Raw genomic sequence first — 16,612 nt, 5'->3', positions numbered from 1 at the left:
CATGCTTATTTGCATGGTTTTTTATTGCAGGTCTCGAATGCGCTTCAGATCTGCTTATCCGCGCCCTCCACCTTCGCCGTGCCCTTCTCTTGCGCGTATTCGCCGCTGGAGAGCTTGCGTCTCAGGATCTTGCCCACCGGAGACTTCGGTATCGCATCCACGAAGATGTATTCGCGCGGCCGTTTGAAGTTGACCAGATCCGATGTGCGGCAAAACTCGTCGAGCACCGTCGCGTCCACCATGCATGAGCGCTTGATGAAAGCCACCACCTTCTGGCCCCACCGCTCGTCTTTCAGGCCGACGACCGCCACCTCATCCACGGCGGGATGCAGCGAGAGAATCGATTCGATATCGACGGGAGAGATGTTCTCGCCACCGCTGATGATCATGTCGTCGACGCGACCCGTCACATACAGATCGCCGTCCGCGTCCAGATAGCCCGTGTCGCCGGTGAAATACCAGCCTTCCCTGATGGCCTTTGCATTGGCATCTGGACGGTTCCAGTAGCCTTCGAAGGCTTCATCGCCTGCCAGTTCGGCGATGATCTGCCCTTCCTCGCCTGCGCGTGCGAGCGCATCGGGACTCGATGCATCGAGACTGACGACCCGCAGGCGCGTATTGATGCCTGCGCGTCCCGCACTCCCCGGCTTTTTCGTGGCGTCCTGATCGACACTGAATGTGTATACCTCGGACGAGCCATAGTGATTCACGAACAGCTCGGGCCTGAATGCAGCCGCGCAACGCTTGAGCAGCCCATCGTTCATGGGCGCGCCGGCAAAGCCGAGCTTCGTGATCGAACCGATGTCCGTTCGTGCAAACTCGCGAGCAGCGAGCAGGTCGTGATACAGCGTCGGAACCAGATACAGACACGTAATCCCGTACTCCGCGATGGAATGCAGCGCGGATGAAGCGTTCCAGCGGGGCACGCATACGAAAACACCGTCGACCAGGACCATCGCGAGCAATGAGCGGACGCCCATCGTGTGGTAGAGCGGCATCACGCCGAGCGTGCGTTCGCCGCGCCGGTACAGGTTCTGCGCGACATGCGCGAGCGCCGCCGCGCGCTCGTGACGATGCCGGCGCGGAACGCCCTTCGCCAAACCTGTCGTGCCCGACGTATAGAGCATCACGGAGTAGTCGTCGGCCGATGCGGCAGGCTGCGGCGAGAGCGCGGCGGTCCCCTCCTCCGGCTTCGCCATCAGTCCCTCGAAGCTGCAAGTCGCGCCTTCGACCTGACCGAGACCGACGCGCGCGGTCGTCCGGGCTGCTTCGCTCGCGATGACGGCATCGGCCGATGCGGGTTCGTAGATCAAGACCCTCGCGCCCGCATCGGCGATGGTGTGGTCGAGCTCTTCCGGTTTGGCGCGCCAGTTCACAGGCACGATCACGATGCCGGCGAACTGACAGGCCCAATGCAGCGTCGCCGTTTCCCAGCGGTTCTGAAGCACGACGATCAACCTGTCGCCGTGTTCGAGTCCGAGGCTCCGCAGGCCGGCGGCGACGCGGCCGATCCGCGCATACCACTGTGAATACGTCAGTTCCACATCGCCGTCGACTATCGCCAGCGCATTCGGATTGCGTTCGACCGACTGCATAAACGTCCGGCCCAGATCAAGCATGACTCGCCTCCATTGCGTTCTCGTTATTGCGTCTGCGTGCGGCCACGTCGAGTACCGCCTTCACAATGGGCGTATAGCCGGTGCAGCGGCAGATATGCCCCGACAGCATTTCCCGCACTTCTTCCTCGCTGGGATTCGGTACGCGTTGCAGGTAATCGGCGCACGACATCAGGATGCCCGCGGTGCAGAAGCCGCACTGAAGCGCGTGGTGCCGCTGGAAGGCCGCTTGCAGATCGCTCAGCGAATTGCCGATGGACAGTCCCTCGACCGTATCGATACGCCGCCCGTCCGCTTGCACGGCGAGCATCAGGCACGAACGACATGCCACGCCGTCGACATGAACCGTGCACGCGCCACATACGCCGTGCTCGCAGCCGACGTGAGTGCCAGTCGCCCCCAGTTCGTGTCGGATGAAATCGGAAAGCAGCTCGCGCGGTTCACATGCGCCGCTGCGCGACACGCCGTTCAGATTCACCGTGATGCTGCGCAACGCTCCTGATTGATGAGCGTCGTGCAGCGGATTGCTGTCCTTTCTTTTCACATTGCCTCCTGTATCACTTTCCATCCAAGCTGCCGGACGAGATGCCTGCGATGACTCGCGCTCACATGCGCGTCGTCCTGAGCGCCCAGCTTCCATGCAAAATCGTTGAGTGCCGCGCGCAGATCGTCACCGGTCAGTCTGGGAAGATGTTCGACGACGGGCCGGTCGGCCACGCCGCCGACACCGATGCGAATCGAGTCGTCGGTGACGACCGCCGCGCACGCCACCAGCGCGAAGTCGCCGTGCCTCGCGGAGAACTCCGTGAACGCGAAGCGCTCGCCGGGTTTCCTGAGTGGGAAACGCACGGCTTCGACAAACTCGTCCGGTTCGCGGGCGGTCATCAGCATTCCCTGGAAGAACGCGTCGGCGGGCAGGAGCCGCTTCTTCTTTTTCGAGCGCAGCATCACGTCTCCGCCGAGCGTCGCAAGAACCAGCGGCAGTTCGGCGCTCGGGTCGGCATGCGCGACCGACCCGCATACCGTGCCCCGGTTTCTGATCTGGAAGTGCGAGATGTAGGGGAACGTGTGGCGCAGCAGCGGCACTTCCTGTTCGAGCGTCTTGCGCCATTCCACGCTGCCTTGCGTCGCTGCCGCCTTGACGACGAGGTAACCGCCTGCCGTATCGACTTCGACGACATTCAGATCATCGGTGCGCGATACATCGACGATCCAGCGCGGCTGTGAAAGCCGCATGTTCAGGACGGCCATCAACGACTGTCCGCCGGCCATGATGCGGGCATCCGCGCCGCCGTGATACAGCGCCTCGAGCGCGTGCTGCATGCTTTGCGCACGCAGATAACTGAATTGCGATGGTTTCATGCCTTCCTCCCGAACCGGGCCAGCAGCTTGTGCAACCACGAACCGCCACCACCGCGGACGGGCTTGCCCGCGGCCTGCCGGCCAAGCGCTTCGAACAGTTGAGTCAGCACCACCTTCGCGGCGCCTTCCAGCATCCGGCCACCGACGGCCGCGACTTTGCCTGAGACCTGCGCTTCGTAGTCGTACGTCAGCAACGCGCCTTTCGCGGTGGGCGTGAGTTCGACAAGTCCCTCTCCCTCGGCTGTGCCGAGCGGCGAGACTCCTGCGCCCGCGAGCCGAAGCCTGCGCGGCGCTTCGATATCGGAGAGGCCGATCTTGGCCTCGAACCGTGCCTTGATCATGCCGACGCCGACCGTCACATCCGCGCGATACTGGTTCGGCCCTGTCGTTTCGAGCGCATTGCAGCCGGGCACCACCTTGCCGAGCGCGACCGGATCCATCAGAACCGCGAAGACCGCCTCCGGCGTTGCGTCGAGTTCGACCGTGCCTTGCGCGGTGAGCGCCTTACCTGCGCCAGCCGTTTTTTTCTTTGGAGCAGCCTCGCGATACTCGGGCCGCGACGGCTCCGGATCGTCGATCCCGATGAACGCAAGCACCTTCGCTGGCGTGATAGGCAAGCGCACATCCTCGATGCCCAATGCATCTGCGACTGCATTACCGATGCACGGCGGGGTGCTCATGTTGTTGCCCTCACCGAGGCCCTTCGCCCCGAGCGGCGTGAATGGCGATGGCGTTTCGAGATGCAGGATCAACGGATCCGGAACATCGCAGGTCGTGGGCAGCAGGTAGTCCGCGAGCGTGCCCGACTGGAAGCTGCCGTCTGCGCCATACCTGAACTCCTCGAGCAGCGATGCGCCGAGCCCCTGGGCAAACGCACCGCGAATCTGTCCGTCGGCGAGCGCCGGATTCAGCAACGTGCCGGCATCGTGGGCGGTCACGTAGCGGTCGATCCGGACACGGCCGGTCGTGCGGTCGATTTCCACTCCACACATGTCGAATGCAAACCCGTAGCACGCCGATGTGTTGATCCGGTCCTGCTCGTCGGGCGGCTCCATGTTCGGAGGGGTCCAGAAGACCGTTTCGCGCAGGCCGGGCTCCTCCCCTTCGGGCAGAAGCGCGGGCGCCCAGTGCGGTGCGTTGCTCGCGGCGCGATTGAACGGCAATGCCTTCTCTTTGTCGCCCATAGGGACGATGCGGCCGCCTTCAAAGCTGATTTGCTCCGGCGCGCAACCGAACTGCTTCGCGACGATGCGCGCGAGCTTGTCTCTCACGCGCATGGCTGCCAGATGAACGGTGCCCGCCACGGCCCCCGCGAAGCGGCTCGAGTAGTTTCCTGACGCCACCGACCACGCGTCCTTATGCGTGTCGAATTCGACGTTGACGACGATGTCGGCCGGGTCGAGCCCGAGCACGTCGGCGACGACCTGCGCGCACACGGTCATGTGCCCCTGTCCGGCGGGCGTGGAAGCTACGGTGACGACCACGCCGCCCAACAGGTCGACGCTCACGGTCGCACTGGCGATCGCACCGCTCTTCGGCCCGGCCTTGCGCCGCGCCTCCACCGGCAGCACAGTCGAGATGTAGCCCATGTTCGAGACCGACGGCTCGATGATCGCCGCGAATCCGATGCCGTAGAGGCGGCCTTCTTTGCGCGCGGCTTCGCGTCGTGCGGCCAGCTCGTCATAGCCGCCGTCCGACAGCATGCGTCGCAGCGCTTCCTGATAGTTACCGGAATCGTAGAGCGCGCCCGATGGCGTGCGATACGGAAACGCGTCGGCGGGGATGAAGTTGCGTCGGTAGACGTCGAGGATATCGAGCTTCAACTCGATCGAAATACGCTGCACGAGTCGCTCGAGCGCGAAGTAGACCTGCGGGCCGCCGAAGCCGCGCACGAGGCCGGTCGGCGTTCTGGACGTCAGCGCGACGCGATTGCGCACGAGCAGATTGGGGATCGCATACGCGCCAGTCAGACAACCGTGCATCCGGTAGAAAGTCGCCGGCTCCGGCGCACGGAGATAGCCGCCGCAGTCCTCGATCTGGTCGTAGGAGAGCGCGGTGATGCGGCCATCGCTCTCGACAGCAGCCTCGATCTTCGTCAGACGTGCGGTCGCCGATGTCGCGGCGCTAAGATGTTCGAGCCGGTCCTCGACCCACTTGACCGGCGCACCCGCCTTGCGGGAGGCAAGACACATCAGCACCACATAGGGGAAGACCGCCTGCTTGACCCCGAAGCTGCCGCCGGAGTCGCGCGGTGCCTTGTGCCGCAACCGGTTAGCCGGAAGCTTGAGCGCCATCGCCATGACCGCGTGCAACGAGAATGGCCCCATGAAATTCGAAGTGACCTCGTAACCTTCGTTGCCGGCCAGAAACTCCGCGACTACGACCGCGCATTCGATCGGCGTGCAGGTGTTGCGCGGGTAATGTGCTTCGAGCGTCACTCGATGAGGGGCCTTCGCGAAGGCCGCTTCGGGGTCTCCATAGCGAAAGTGCCTATCGCTCACCACGTTCGAACCGACCTTCGGATGCAGGATCGGCGCATCGTCGGCGATCGCTGCCGCGATCGAAGTGACGGGCGGCAATGGTGCGTATTCGACCTTGATCTGCTCGAGCCCGTCCTCGGCCAGTGCCCGCGATTCCGCGACGACCACCGCCACGGGTTCGCCGCTGTAACGCACGCGGTCGATCGCGAGTGCCCAATGCTCCATCGGTGACTTGACGCCCACGACGAAGGGCAGGGACCACGCGCGGACATCATCGCCGGTCAGTACCGCATGCACGCCTTTCTGGGCGAGCGCGTCCGCGGCATCGATCCTGACGATTTCGGCGTGTGGATGAGGGGATCTGAGAACGGCCGCATGCAGGGTGCCAGGCTTCACGGCGATATCGTCACCGTAGCGGCCACGTCCGGTCAGGATGGCTGCATCTTCGAGGCGCTCCATCGGCCGGCCGACATGACGGCGTGATCGCAGCTCAGCGTTCGACGGATCGACTGTTGATGCTGGATGAGCTTCCTGTTCGACCAGGAGCTCAGTTCCGGTTTCGTTCACGTGTGTCTCCTGCATGAATGAGTGACGCTATGGACCCTTCGGTTTCGGCCCATGAAGCCAGAGGCATATGACCTCTGTTCGCAGATGGACGCTGGTGCCTTGTTTGCCGTCCGGTTCGCGGCGGTCAGCATGCTTCGTTGACTGCAATGTAGAACCGGTAAGGGGGAATCGCTTTACCCGGGGATCGGACGATTTACCCTGGAGTCTGATGGTTTTCGGTGATCGATCTGCCGGCTCGAGCGGCAGCAGCAGACATCGATACGAGTCGCGTGTCGCGCGCATCGAATTGAGGCCAACGGGTGCGTGAGGTCGCGCTATGTGCTGACGGAAGGAATGGCTCCAGCGAGCTGACGTCGGCTCGTTTGAAGTTGGTTGCGGTTTGAGCCGGGAAACAGTGGAATCAATGGAATCGGTGGACTCGGCGCCTATATCTGCACCTCGCCATGATCGTCGTAGAGTTCGACTACACGACGATATTCGCTCGGGGTGATGCCGAGATGCTGGCGAAAGAATCGGGTGAAATGCGCTGGGGCTGAAAAGCCGAGATCGTATGAAATGTCGGTCAACGAACTCTTCGTGGATGACAAATCCCCGATCGCGCGTTCCATCCGTAACACGTTCAGGTACACATTTGGCGTGACCCCGGTGCAGCGATGGAACAGTGCGAAGAAGTGAGCCCGTGACAAGCCACAGTGTTCCGCAAGCCGGTTCATATCCGGCTCGGCCCCCGTGTTCTCGCGAAGCCAGGCAATCGCCTTGCGTATGCGTGGATCGCTCGGGCGCCGGTTGGCGATCTCCATTTGCCGTGATAAATCGCGCCAGCTTCGGTCTGGGTCGATAACGGAGATCATCAGCTCGCAGAGAAGTCCCTCGAGCCGGTCGGACGCAACACTGTCGGACCACCACATTTCCAGTGCCATTTCCTCTGCAAGCTTGCGCGCGTGCTCCGACAGTTGTACGCAAGGATGAGGAAAGAACTGCGGGTGCCCGCTTCCACCCACCGGGTGTTGAAGATGCGCCAACCAGTCCGGCTCGATGTACATCGCGAGAATGACGGTGTGCTGCTCCTCATTGCCATTGTGTCTGTACGCGTGCGATTCCCAGGGATTGACGAGTACCGCTGTTTCGGCGGACAGCGGCTGCAATTTGTCTTGCACCGCGAAGAATGTATCCGGGCCCGCCGCCTTGAGGAGCAAATGGCAGTGGTGATGCGCATGCTGAACGAGCGGCGCATCCATGTCGAGCAATGCGACCCGCCCAAACCTGCCCTGATAGATTTTTATCGCGTTCGACACTCGTCCGGCCTCTTACGAAACACTTCTCACTCGATGGGCGCCCCTATGCTCCGGTACTTACACCAAGTTTTTGCGTGGCTGGAGCGCGGTTGTCAATCGAGCCACGAGCAGGGAGCCTCGCGTAAGCGCATGCAACTGCTCGGGCGCCCCGGAACCGGGCCATTTCCGACCGCGAGGTTTCCAGGTGTCCCATCGCGGCGCCTCAATGGCCCACGAAAACGGGCTTGCGCTTTTCATGAAACGCTTCAACCCCCTCGCGGAAGTCGTCCGAACTGCGAAGCCGGCTGTAGCAGTGTCCTTCCAGTTCGATCGCAATCGAAAGCGGAGCGTCTTCCGTATCGTTCAACAACTTTTTCGCGGTGCGCTGAGCAAGCGGAGAAAACGCGACCAGTTCGCGAACGAGTGCGTCAGTCGCAGTCTCGAGGTCGCCATCGGCGACGCACTCCGTAGCGATACCCCAATCGTACGCCTGCGGGCCAGGAATTCGGCGTGACCGCATGACGATATCCTTGGTTCGCCCGATGCCGACCATTTTCTGCAGACGCGCAGAGCCGCCCGAGCCAGGGATTTGGCCGAGCTTCTGTTCGGGGAGCGCGTAAAGCGACGTTTGCGTCGCGATGCGGAAGTCGCACGCAAGCGACAACTCGAAGCCTACGCCGAAGCAGTAGCCGCGATTGGCGGCGATCACGGGCTTACTGCAGCGAGCCGGCGCAGCGATGTTCCAGGCGAGCTTCGACACATGCTCCGGCGACGACTCGATGAACCCCTTGATGTCGCCGCCGCTCGAAAAGTGCTCCCCTACGGCACGTACGACGATTACGCGCACCTTGGGGTCGTCATCCAGAGCCTCGAAGACCATGCTGAGTTGATCGCGCTGCAGCATCGACACGATATTGAACGGCGGCCGGTCGAGAATGATGTCGGCGCGCGAGTCTGCCTCGCTAATTTCGACCCGAAAGCCATTCAGTTCCGCAAGCAGCTTTTGCGCTTTGTGGACGAGCTGATTCATGAATGTTCCTCTTTTCCGGCTAGATTGATCAGGGTTAACGCGGGCCCAAAAACCGATGGTTCAGACTGTGGTTTTGAAGGTGACTCAAGTATCGAGTAATGTCCGCCCTCCGGCTTACCCGCAATTCCAGCCACTTACCCTGGAGTCTGATTTTGCGTATCGCACGACCGGGGTAGCCATTGCATTGACCACACCTGCCTAGTTGTATCCAAGGATTGCAACGTGCGCGACATCGGGGTGCGCTTCGACATTTGATACAAGCTCGGCGAGCGGGAAATACAGCATGGTGCGATAGGGGTTAGGTGATCGCGAAAATTCATTTAAATCGCGATTTCCTGAAACCGCCTCGCGATCATTCATTTCATTTGTTTCCAGAAAATCAAACATGGTTCGCCTCATGTTGGTCGGAAAAGCTGCACGCCTGCTATTGCCAAGCGCGAGTATCGGCCTATGCGGACTGCAAAGGCTTACCAACGATTCTTCTAAGTTACCGTGGAGTCTGATCTTCTTCAGGTTTGTCCAACGCCTGCCCGCGTGCACTGCCGCGTGCTTGCGAGCCTGTGGACATGGGCAGGCGTCGAACAACCAAAAGAATCGCTCGCGTAGCTATTCCGTCAGGTTACGAACTGATGCAGCCAACAGCATTGCGAGAAACTTGGGGCCGGAAAGCCGACATTGAAGACTCCAACGAATTGGTAAGGATCTTTGGCAATCACCGCTGCGTCGACATAAGCCTAACGATCTCGCGAAGAAGATAGTTTGCGGCCGGGCCAAGTCTCCTGCCGACTCGTGTCGTGACGTAACGATCGAAGGTGCGAGCTATCGGGTGGTCGATGGGTACAGCCTTGACTTGACCCGCTGCAATCCGCTCATGCGCCGCACGTCGGGTCATGAACGCCACTGCCAGGTTTTGTGCCGCTAGCGCCGCCGCAGTCGAGAACAGATCGCAGCGGAATGCAGGCACATAGGTGCGTCCAATATCCGCAAGGATCGCGTCAATGTACGTTTGCAGTCCGAAGTCCGATGGCATGAACACCAGCCGCTCACCGCTCAATTCTTCCATTGACACAGTCTTGCGGGCCGACATCGGATGATCAATAGAGAAGATCGCGCACAGCGGCTCACTCTGAAATAACCGGGAGTTCAACGTGGGATCTGTCGCGGCGCCGATGGATACACCGATATCGACCTCGTCCTCGCGCACCATGGACAGCAGTTCGGGTAGCCGGCCTGTACGCAGTTCCACCACGATGTTGGGGTATTTGTCGTGGAATTGCTTCAGGACGACAGAGACCAGGTTCGTCACGATTCCTTCCCCGACAGCAAGGGTGACCTGACCTCTTCGCAGACTCCGGTACTCGTCGAGTTGGGCACGAAATCGCCGGGCTTGTCGATCCCGTTCTCGAGAATACTCGACCGCCATGTGACCGGCTTCGGTCAACTCCATCTTTCGCCCCCGCCGTGACACGAGCGACAAGCGCAATTTCCGCTCGGTAAGGGACACCTGGCGGCTGATCGTAGAGACGTTGACGCCGAGCCCGACCGCCGCCTGACGCATACCTCCAAACGTCGAGATCGCCACGAGGTACTGGAGCACGCGCTCCGAGAGATCGTCTTCGACCGATTCCATACGACTCTTCCACTGTTGTCTTCAAGGCAACATATTCGTCGCTTCGGATGCAACTTTCCATCGGGAAATTCGCCGATACTGCGACTCTACTGGATACGGCCGGTAAGCAAGGCCCAAGCCAGACAGATTGGACGACAACCCGTAAGCACGGAGCGAGGAGAACGCATGAGCGAACCGAAGCTGGTAGCGGCGAAAGCCGAGGCAAGCTCGATTGGAGACAACCGACTGCCAGGGACGAGACCCGCAAGGGACCCGATCAACCCGTACGTTCTGCTCTTTTTCATGCTGGTTGCTGCCGCCGTGGCGACGTGGGTGGCACCGGCAGGCGAGTTCAGCCGTACAGTCAGCAACGGTGTCAGCTTTGTCGTCCCCAACAGCCTGACATGGATGCCGCAGCACGGCGTGCTGCCGGGCGCAGTGTTCGTTGCTTTGGCTCAGGGGATGACCAAATCCGCCCCGATCATCTTTCTTATTCTGTTCACGGGCGGCGCGCTCGCTGTCCTCGAAGCGACCGGCGCAGTCCGTAGCACGCTGAACGCGATCGTCAGGCGCGAAGCCTCGAGCGAGCTGACCACTTTAGTCATCGTCAGCGTAGTGTTCTCGCTTTTTGGCACCTTGGGGGTAGTGAATAACTCCGTCGTCGCCTTCGTGCCTATTGGCCTGCTGCTCGCTGAGTCGCTGGAGCTGCCGCGGGAGATCGGGGCGGGCATGATCTACCTTGGTACGTATTCCGGCTTCAACACGGCAATCCTGAATCCGGTGACGACCGGGTTGTCACAGCGTCTGGCTGGTCTGCCGATGTTTTCCGGGATGTCGTTTCGCTTCGTGGTGTATCTCGTCTTCGTGCTTGCGACAGTGGTCTTTCTCATTGCTCGAACCCGGGCGTACCGCCGGACTCGCGAAGCAAACGCCGCGGGGTCTCCAAGGGTGGTGGCCCGCCAGTCGTCGCCGGAACGCCTCAGATCCCGGCACCTGTTGATCGTCGGTATCCTGATCGTCTGCCTTGCGGTCTTCGTGTACGGCGCGTCATCGAGGCATTGGGCCGAAACGGAAATGACCGCTACTTTTCTCGTCGTTGCAATCGCTTCCGGGATAGTGGGCGGCATCGGGCCCAGCAAGCTTGCGGATACGTTTTTGTCCGGCTGCGCACGGCTGATTCACGGCGCGCTAATTGTGGGTGCGGCGCAGTCCGTTTCGATTGTCCTCAGCAGTGGCAAGATCCTCGACCCCATCATCAACATGCTTGCGGGAATGCTTGCACCGCTGAGCCCGACGTTGGCAGCGATTGGCATGTTCCTGAGCGCCGCCTTGATGCACGTCGGAATATCGTCGGGATCTGGCGAGTCTGCCGTATTGGTCCCGATTTTTGCCCCGCTCGGAGACGCCCTGCATCTGACACGACAGGTTTCAGTTCAAGCGGTGCTGCTCGGCGAAGGGTTCGTGAATTGCTTTAACCCGACCTCTGGCGTCCTGATGGCCGTTCTCGCGACGTCCGGCATCTCCTACTCACGCTGGGTCCGCTTTGTTGCTCCTCTTCTGCTCGTGTGGTTTGTGATCTGCGTCGTCGCCCTTGCGATCGGGGTTGCCATCCACTGGGGACCCTTTTAACCGCCCTTCTCTCTGCTTCCCATGTTACTGCCCGACTTGAGCACCATCTCTGACTTTGAGCCGCTGGAAAGCGACCTGCGTCAGCTACGTTACGCCCTGCACTGCTGCCCCGAACTGGCGTTCGAAGAGACCCAGACTGCGGCGATGGTCGCCAGCCGGCTAAGAGAGTACGGATACACCGTCTCGACCGGCATTGCCGGGACGGGAGTGGTCGGAACGCTAAGGCTTGGAACCGGTGCGCGTAGTATCGGTATCCGCGCCGACATGGACGGACTCCCAATCGAAGAACTCAACACGTTCGATCACAAGAGTCGATTCCCCGGAAGAATGCACGCGTGCGGTCACGATGGACATACCGCGATGCTTCTTGGCGCGGGCCGCCAACTTGCGAAGCGACGGCGCTTCGATGGCACGCTGCATCTGATCTTTCAGCCCGCCGAGGAAAGAGGATTCGACAGCGGTGCCAAACGAATGGTGGAGCAAGGTCTTTTCACGCGCTTCCCATGTGACGCAGTCTTCGCCATGCATAACCATCCCGGCCTCCCGGCGGGTACCTTCATGTTTCGCCAGGGCGCGTTCATGGCCGCTGGCGACCGCGTCTTCATCAAGCTCGTCGGAAAAGGCGGGCATGCCGCTCGCCCTCACCTGGCCCAAGACCCAATCGTTGCAGCCGGCAGCATTGTGATGGGGCTACAGACAGTCGTCTCACGCAACGTCGACCCGTCGAAGCCAGCCGTGGTCACGATCGGGAAAATCGCGGGCGGATCCGCGCCGAATGTCATCCCGGGGGAGGTCGAACTGAGCATCAGCGTTCGTTCCTTCGACGAGGACGTCCGAGCTCTTTTGAGAGAACGGATCACGAAGCTGGTCTACGCACAGGCCGACAGTTTTGGAGTCGCCGCTGAAATTGAATACCGTGCGGGTTATCCGGTCGTGACGAACGCCCCAGCTGAAACGGATCTGGCGATACAGGTCGCCAAGGAACTGGTCGGTGAGACGCGCGTCACGGAAAACATGGAACAGTTGATGGGTAGCGAGGATTTCGCATACATGTTGCAGGAGTGCCCCGGGACGTTCTTGCGAATTGGAAACGGTACGCATGAAGGTGGAAAAACGCTCCATAGCGCAACTTACGACTTCAATGATGAGAACCTGATCGTCGGTTCTGCGTTTTGGGCCAGGTTGGTCGAACGATATTTACAGATCCAGGATCTCGCCGCCTGAATCACAATAAGTTTTCTCGAAGCCGCCCGCTCTGGGACCACCCGGACGCGAGCATCCCGGCCACAACGGCTTCCACCGCACTCAAGACCTTCCTGATCTCAGTGGCGGATCCAGGTCCAGGCCTACGCAACGAAAAAGCGAACACGCTAGTGCCGGGGCAGTCCAGGCATCCGGCCCGCAAAGGGCCGAATTGCGGCCTGAGTCCAGTGTTTTTCGAAGCTTCGCTTCGCCGAATTGCGGCCTAAGCTTTGGCTCAATTTTCTTCACCGACCAACGCAAAAACAGCGATGTCCACACGACTTCACCGGGTCTCTCGCGCGGTCTGTTTTGCCCTCGCCGCTGCGACGTTCGTCATATCTGAAACGGCGCTCGCCAGACACCCCACCCGGCTCTCCTCGTTTTCCGCCGACGATCAGATTTTCATCAAGTTGCGTGACGCCTCGCGCGACAACGATCCCGCGCGTGCCGCACAACTGGCGAGCCTGATCCGGGATTATCCGGCGCCAGCCTATCTCAGCTATTTTCAGATCAAGCCGCGCCTGTTCAACGGCGCGGGGCATGCGAATCTCGATGCGCCGGACGCACCGGTGCTGTCGTTTCTGCAACGCTACGACGGACAGGCGATCGCCGACCGTCTGCGCAACGACTACCTGCGCGTGCTGGGCGCGCGCCACGACTGGCACGATTTCGATTCCCAATATTCACGGTTCGTTCTGAACGACGACACGCAGGTGAAGTGCTATGCGCTCGAGTCGCGCGCCGCGCGGGGTGAAAACGTTGTCGACGCGGCTCGCGCGCTGCTCGTCGAGCCGAAGTGGTACGGCGACGGCTGCGTCGATCTGATCACCGCGCTCGTCGGTAACCAGCAGTTCACTTCGGAGGATGTCTGGCAGCAGATTCGCCTGGCCTACGAACAGGGCGCGACGACAACCGGCGGCAGACTGGTCGATGCGCTGGGCGCGGCGCGCCCGGATCCGCTGCTCCTCGATCAGGCGACGAACCAGCCGCGCCTGCTGCTCGCGAAGGGCATCCAGATGGACGCCGCGTCCCATCAACTCGCGCTGCTCGCCATCACGCAGGTGGCGGCCAGCGATCCGGCGGCGGCCGCGGCCACCTTCACCGCGGTCGCACCGGCGCTTACACTGGCGGAACGCGCTATCGGCTGGGGCACGATTGCCTATCAGGCGGCGACCCGGCAACTGCGAGGTGCGGTGGACTGGTACCGGCTGTCGGCGAACGCGCCCCTGTCGAGCCAAGCCTATGAGTGGCGCACCCGCAGCGCGTTGCTCGCCGGAGACTGGACGATGGTTCGCTGGTCGATCGAGCAGATGCCGGCCGCGCTGCGCGCGCAACCAGCGTGGGTCTACTGGTACGCACGCGCGTTGAAGCAAGGCGGCGAGGTGACGGTGGCCGACCAGGAATTCGGGAAGATCGCGGGAACCTACACCTTCTATGGCCAGTTGGCCTCCGAAGCGCTCGGCCAGCAGATCGTGATTCCGCCGCAGACCAAAGTGACTGACGAGGAAGTCGAGAAGGCCGGCCAGACACCGGGCTTCGAACTGGCAAAACGTTTTTATGCGCTGAACCTGCGCACGGAAGGCAACCGGGAGTGGAACTGGCAGTTGCGCGGCATGACCGACCGGCAACTGCTCGCAGTCGCCGAGTACGCGCGCCGCATCGAGCTCTACGACCGGGCTGTGAGCACCGCCGACAGGACGCAGACCGAGCATGATTTTTCGCTGCGCTATCTGGCACCGTTCCGCACGATTGTCGAGCACCATGCGCAGACCACCGGGTTCGATGTCGAATGGGCCTATGGTCTCATTCGCCAGGAGTCGCGCTTCATCATCAGTGCGCGCTCGGACGTTGGTGCGGGCGGCCTGATGCAGGTGATGCCGAACACCGCGGAGATGGTCGCGAGGAAGATCGGGCTCGGTACGATCTCGCGGGCGAGGATGAATGACATCGACACGAACATCCTGCTCGGCACGTATTATCTGTCGATGATTTACAACCAGCTTGACCGATCTGCCGTGCTCGCGACCGCCGGCTACAATGCCGGCCCTGGACGCCCACGTAAGTGGCAGGCCAACCTGCAGCGTCCGGTGGAGGGCGCGATTTTTGCGGAGACGATTCCGTTCAACGAAACCCGCGACTACGTCAAGAATGTGTTGTCGAACACGGTCTACTACTCGGCGCTGTTTGAAGGCCGCCCGCAATCGCTGACGGAGCGGCTTGGCCATATCGAGCCCCGATGACATCGTGCGCAACGCTTCCGCGCTGACCGCACGGATAAAACAAAGGGCCTTCGGGCTGACTCCATTACCGGCAGTCTCACTTAGTCACATCAGCTTGTGAGTGAGCTTTGCGCCGCAGGTCACTACTTCCTTGATATGAGCGACAAGCTTCGCATCCTGGGCGGCACGCCGGGGCAGGTACCGGCCTGCCGCTCCGCTCGGGCATCTGACATTCGACTGGCCCCTCTGCGGGCAATCGTTGCAACAGCACGCCGCCGTAGCCTTGTGAAAGTGAGGCGCGCTGCGACTTTGGCATCAGGACCATGTCGACGACCATGATGGGTCATTGCTCTGTGCAATCTGCTCCAACCCTCTCGCGCGATGTCGAAATATTCCGTTTCGTAACTCACAACTACCGCGTCAACATGCCAGTCATCGCCGGCGTTGAGGAGGTGAGCGGCAAGAAGCCGTTCGTCGACAGGGAGATAACCATGAACACCTTCATCTACAGACTGACCGCAATCGCTGCACTGTCCGTCGCGTTCGTTGGCACGGCGTCGGCCTCCACGAACTGGGATGGATCGCACCCGCGCCGGGCCGAAGTCAATCATCGTCTGGTCAATCAAGACTACCGAATCCACCAGGAAGTCCGCGAAGGCGAGATGTCCCACGCAGAAGCAATGCGTTTGCATCGCGACGACCACCAAATCCGTCGTGAAGAACGTCTGATGGCAAGCCAGGACGGTGGGCATATAACTCGCCAGGAAAACCACGTATTGAACCAGCAGGAAAATCACGTGAGCCGGCAAATCGGACAATGAAGGTGACGTTCGCAGCGCCGCGTAGCGCAGCCTTTGCGGCGCTGCTCGCAGTTTTGCATGCAAACGAACAACGGAGCGGACTATGAATCCACGGGAACCCGCTCGCTGCGGGACCAGGTGCGAAAGTGGCTCGCAGCGGTGTTCCGAGTCCTTCTTCTGAGGACGGAAAGACTGCTGAGCAGCAATGTCTGCTGGCTGGATAGTCCTCGTCAGGTCTCACCACACCATTCTATTGGCGATTCGCCACGGGGTGAGCGCAATTCGGCTGGCCCTCCAGTGAAAACTGGTGAGCCCACAGTGTTTTCCTCGAACCTTGGGCATACCCTAGTCTTCGGTCTCTCTGACGGGCGCGTGATTGATGGCAGCCGCGGAGGCAACAGCGCCCATTTCTTTAGTCATGCATGCACCCCCATCTGCGAGGCAGTCGAGGCCAGTGATCGGTTTTTTTCATGCAGTCACCGCCATCAAACCCGGTGACGAACTCTTCATTGACTACGGCCTCATCGTCGATGGACATCTCACCGAGGACGTTCGGAACATGTCCGCGTGTCATTACGGTGGCTGCGCCTGCCGTCACTCGATGCTCGGGGAGGCAGCGACTTCGCCGTGAATGGGCACACGAACGTCTCAGCGAACCCGCGAATGTTCGCCCTGCTCTTTCCTCGAAGCGTTACATGGGATCCGATTGCCAGTGAACGCGCTATGTCGACGCTGAACCGCGCTTCCAGCATGCACAATTAATGAGGCTAACTTCCGGCGTGCA

12 protein-coding genes and 1 pseudogene are annotated in these 16,612 nt (G+C 61.1%); 5 read left to right on the top strand and 8 right to left on the bottom strand.

The annotated features are described in order from the left end of the window. Positions 1-44: 44 nt before the first annotated feature. From L0U84_RS38440 to L0U84_RS38405, 8 genes are all read right to left on the bottom strand, one after another. Positions 45-1,619 carry an AMP-binding protein gene (locus L0U84_RS38440; protein WP_233858575.1) on the bottom strand — a complete coding sequence of 525 codons (1,575 nt, stop codon included), beginning with the start codon at positions 1,617-1,619 and terminating at the stop codon, positions 45-47. After that, positions 1,612-2,184 (bottom strand): (2Fe-2S)-binding protein, encoded by a 573-nt coding sequence (locus L0U84_RS38435; protein ID WP_442794108.1) that lies wholly within the window; start codon positions 2,182-2,184, stop codon positions 1,612-1,614. The genes L0U84_RS38440 and L0U84_RS38435 overlap by 8 nt, the downstream gene beginning before the upstream one ends. Beyond that, positions 2,157-2,978, bottom strand: a complete 822-nt coding sequence (locus L0U84_RS38430; RefSeq protein ID WP_233858567.1) for an FAD binding domain-containing protein — start codon at positions 2,976-2,978, stop codon at positions 2,157-2,159. The genes L0U84_RS38435 and L0U84_RS38430 overlap by 28 nt, the downstream gene beginning before the upstream one ends. Further along, entirely contained in the window at positions 2,975-6,025 is a 3,051-nt protein-coding gene (locus L0U84_RS38425; protein ID WP_326491237.1) for a xanthine dehydrogenase family protein molybdopterin-binding subunit, read from the bottom strand. Before L0U84_RS38425 ends, L0U84_RS38430 begins: the two co-directional genes overlap by 4 nt. 425 nt (positions 6,026-6,450) lie before the next feature. Further along, positions 6,451-7,320 carry a helix-turn-helix domain-containing protein gene (locus tag L0U84_RS38420; RefSeq protein ID WP_233858565.1) on the bottom strand — a complete coding sequence of 290 codons (870 nt, stop codon included), beginning with the start codon at positions 7,318-7,320 and terminating at the stop codon, positions 6,451-6,453. Positions 7,321-7,522: 202 nt separating this feature from the next. Next, positions 7,523-8,329, bottom strand: a complete 807-nt coding sequence (locus tag L0U84_RS38415) for an enoyl-CoA hydratase/isomerase family protein (RefSeq protein WP_233858563.1) — start codon at positions 8,327-8,329, stop codon at positions 7,523-7,525. A 198-nt stretch (positions 8,330-8,527) separates the two neighbouring features. Further along, positions 8,528-8,716, bottom strand: coding sequence for a hypothetical protein (locus L0U84_RS38410; RefSeq protein WP_233858561.1), 189 nt, complete (start codon positions 8,714-8,716; stop codon positions 8,528-8,530). Between the two features lie 325 nt (positions 8,717-9,041). Next, positions 9,042-9,959, bottom strand: a complete 918-nt coding sequence (locus L0U84_RS38405) for a LysR family transcriptional regulator (protein WP_233858558.1) — start codon at positions 9,957-9,959, stop codon at positions 9,042-9,044. Positions 9,960-10,124: 165 nt separating this feature from the next. Here L0U84_RS38405 and L0U84_RS38400 point away from each other — a divergent pair, with 165 nt between their 5' ends. From L0U84_RS38400 to L0U84_RS38380, 5 genes and pseudogenes are all read left to right on the top strand, one after another. Further along, complete coding sequence (locus L0U84_RS38400) at positions 10,125-11,567, top strand: YfcC family protein (protein WP_233858556.1); 1,443 nt, start codon at positions 10,125-10,127, stop codon at positions 11,565-11,567. A gap of 21 nt (positions 11,568-11,588) precedes the next feature. After that, the gene (locus L0U84_RS38395; RefSeq protein WP_233858554.1) at positions 11,589-12,791 is read left to right on the top strand and encodes a M20 aminoacylase family protein; all 1,203 of its coding nucleotides are present in this window, start codon (positions 11,589-11,591) and stop codon (positions 12,789-12,791) included. Positions 12,792-13,078: 287 nt separating this feature from the next. Continuing rightward, positions 13,079-15,049: a lytic transglycosylase domain-containing protein gene (locus L0U84_RS38390; protein ID WP_233858536.1), complete on the top strand. Its 1,971-nt coding sequence runs from the start codon at positions 13,079-13,081 to the stop codon at positions 15,047-15,049. A 470-nt stretch (positions 15,050-15,519) separates the two neighbouring features. After that, positions 15,520-15,849, top strand: a complete 330-nt coding sequence (locus tag L0U84_RS38385) for a hypothetical protein (protein WP_233859842.1) — start codon at positions 15,520-15,522, stop codon at positions 15,847-15,849. Positions 15,850-16,155: 306 nt separating this feature from the next. Then, a pseudogene (locus tag L0U84_RS38380) lies at positions 16,156-16,459 on the top strand (SET domain-containing protein-lysine N-methyltransferase); the annotation flags it as partial. Positions 16,460-16,612 lie beyond the last annotated feature (153 nt).

This window comes from Paraburkholderia sp. HD33-4, assembly GCF_021390635.1.
Lineage (GTDB): Bacteria > Pseudomonadota > Gammaproteobacteria > Burkholderiales > Burkholderiaceae > Paraburkholderia.
The sequence above is the reverse complement of the archived record's forward strand: the minus strand, read 5'-3'. Positions and strand labels throughout refer to the sequence as shown.

Bases quoted from the DNA above. Each gene is read 5' to 3' on its own strand.
- L0U84_RS38385 (WP_233859842.1), top strand. From the start codon at position 15,520: ATGAACACCTTCATCTACAGACTGACCGCAATCGCTGCACTGTCCGTC.
- L0U84_RS38430 (WP_233858567.1), bottom strand. From the start codon at position 2,978: ATGAAACCATCGCAATTCAGTTATCTGCGTGCGCAAAGCATGCAGCAC.
- L0U84_RS38440 (WP_233858575.1), bottom strand. From the start codon at position 1,619: ATGCTTGATCTGGGCCGGACGTTTATGCAGTCGGTCGAACGCAATCCG.
- L0U84_RS38410 (WP_233858561.1), bottom strand. From the start codon at position 8,716: ATGTTTGATTTTCTGGAAACAAATGAAATGAATGATCGCGAGGCGGTT.
- L0U84_RS38405 (WP_233858558.1), bottom strand. From the start codon at position 9,959: ATGGAATCGGTCGAAGACGATCTCTCGGAGCGCGTGCTCCAGTACCTC.
- L0U84_RS38435 (WP_442794108.1), bottom strand. From the start codon at position 2,184: ATGGAAAGTGATACAGGAGGCAATGTGAAAAGAAAGGACAGCAATCCG.
- L0U84_RS38395 (WP_233858554.1), top strand. From the start codon at position 11,589: ATGTTACTGCCCGACTTGAGCACCATCTCTGACTTTGAGCCGCTGGAA.
- L0U84_RS38390 (WP_233858536.1), top strand. From the start codon at position 13,079: ATGTCCACACGACTTCACCGGGTCTCTCGCGCGGTCTGTTTTGCCCTC.
- L0U84_RS38415 (WP_233858563.1), bottom strand. From the start codon at position 8,329: ATGAATCAGCTCGTCCACAAAGCGCAAAAGCTGCTTGCGGAACTGAAT.
- L0U84_RS38400 (WP_233858556.1), top strand. From the start codon at position 10,125: ATGAGCGAACCGAAGCTGGTAGCGGCGAAAGCCGAGGCAAGCTCGATT.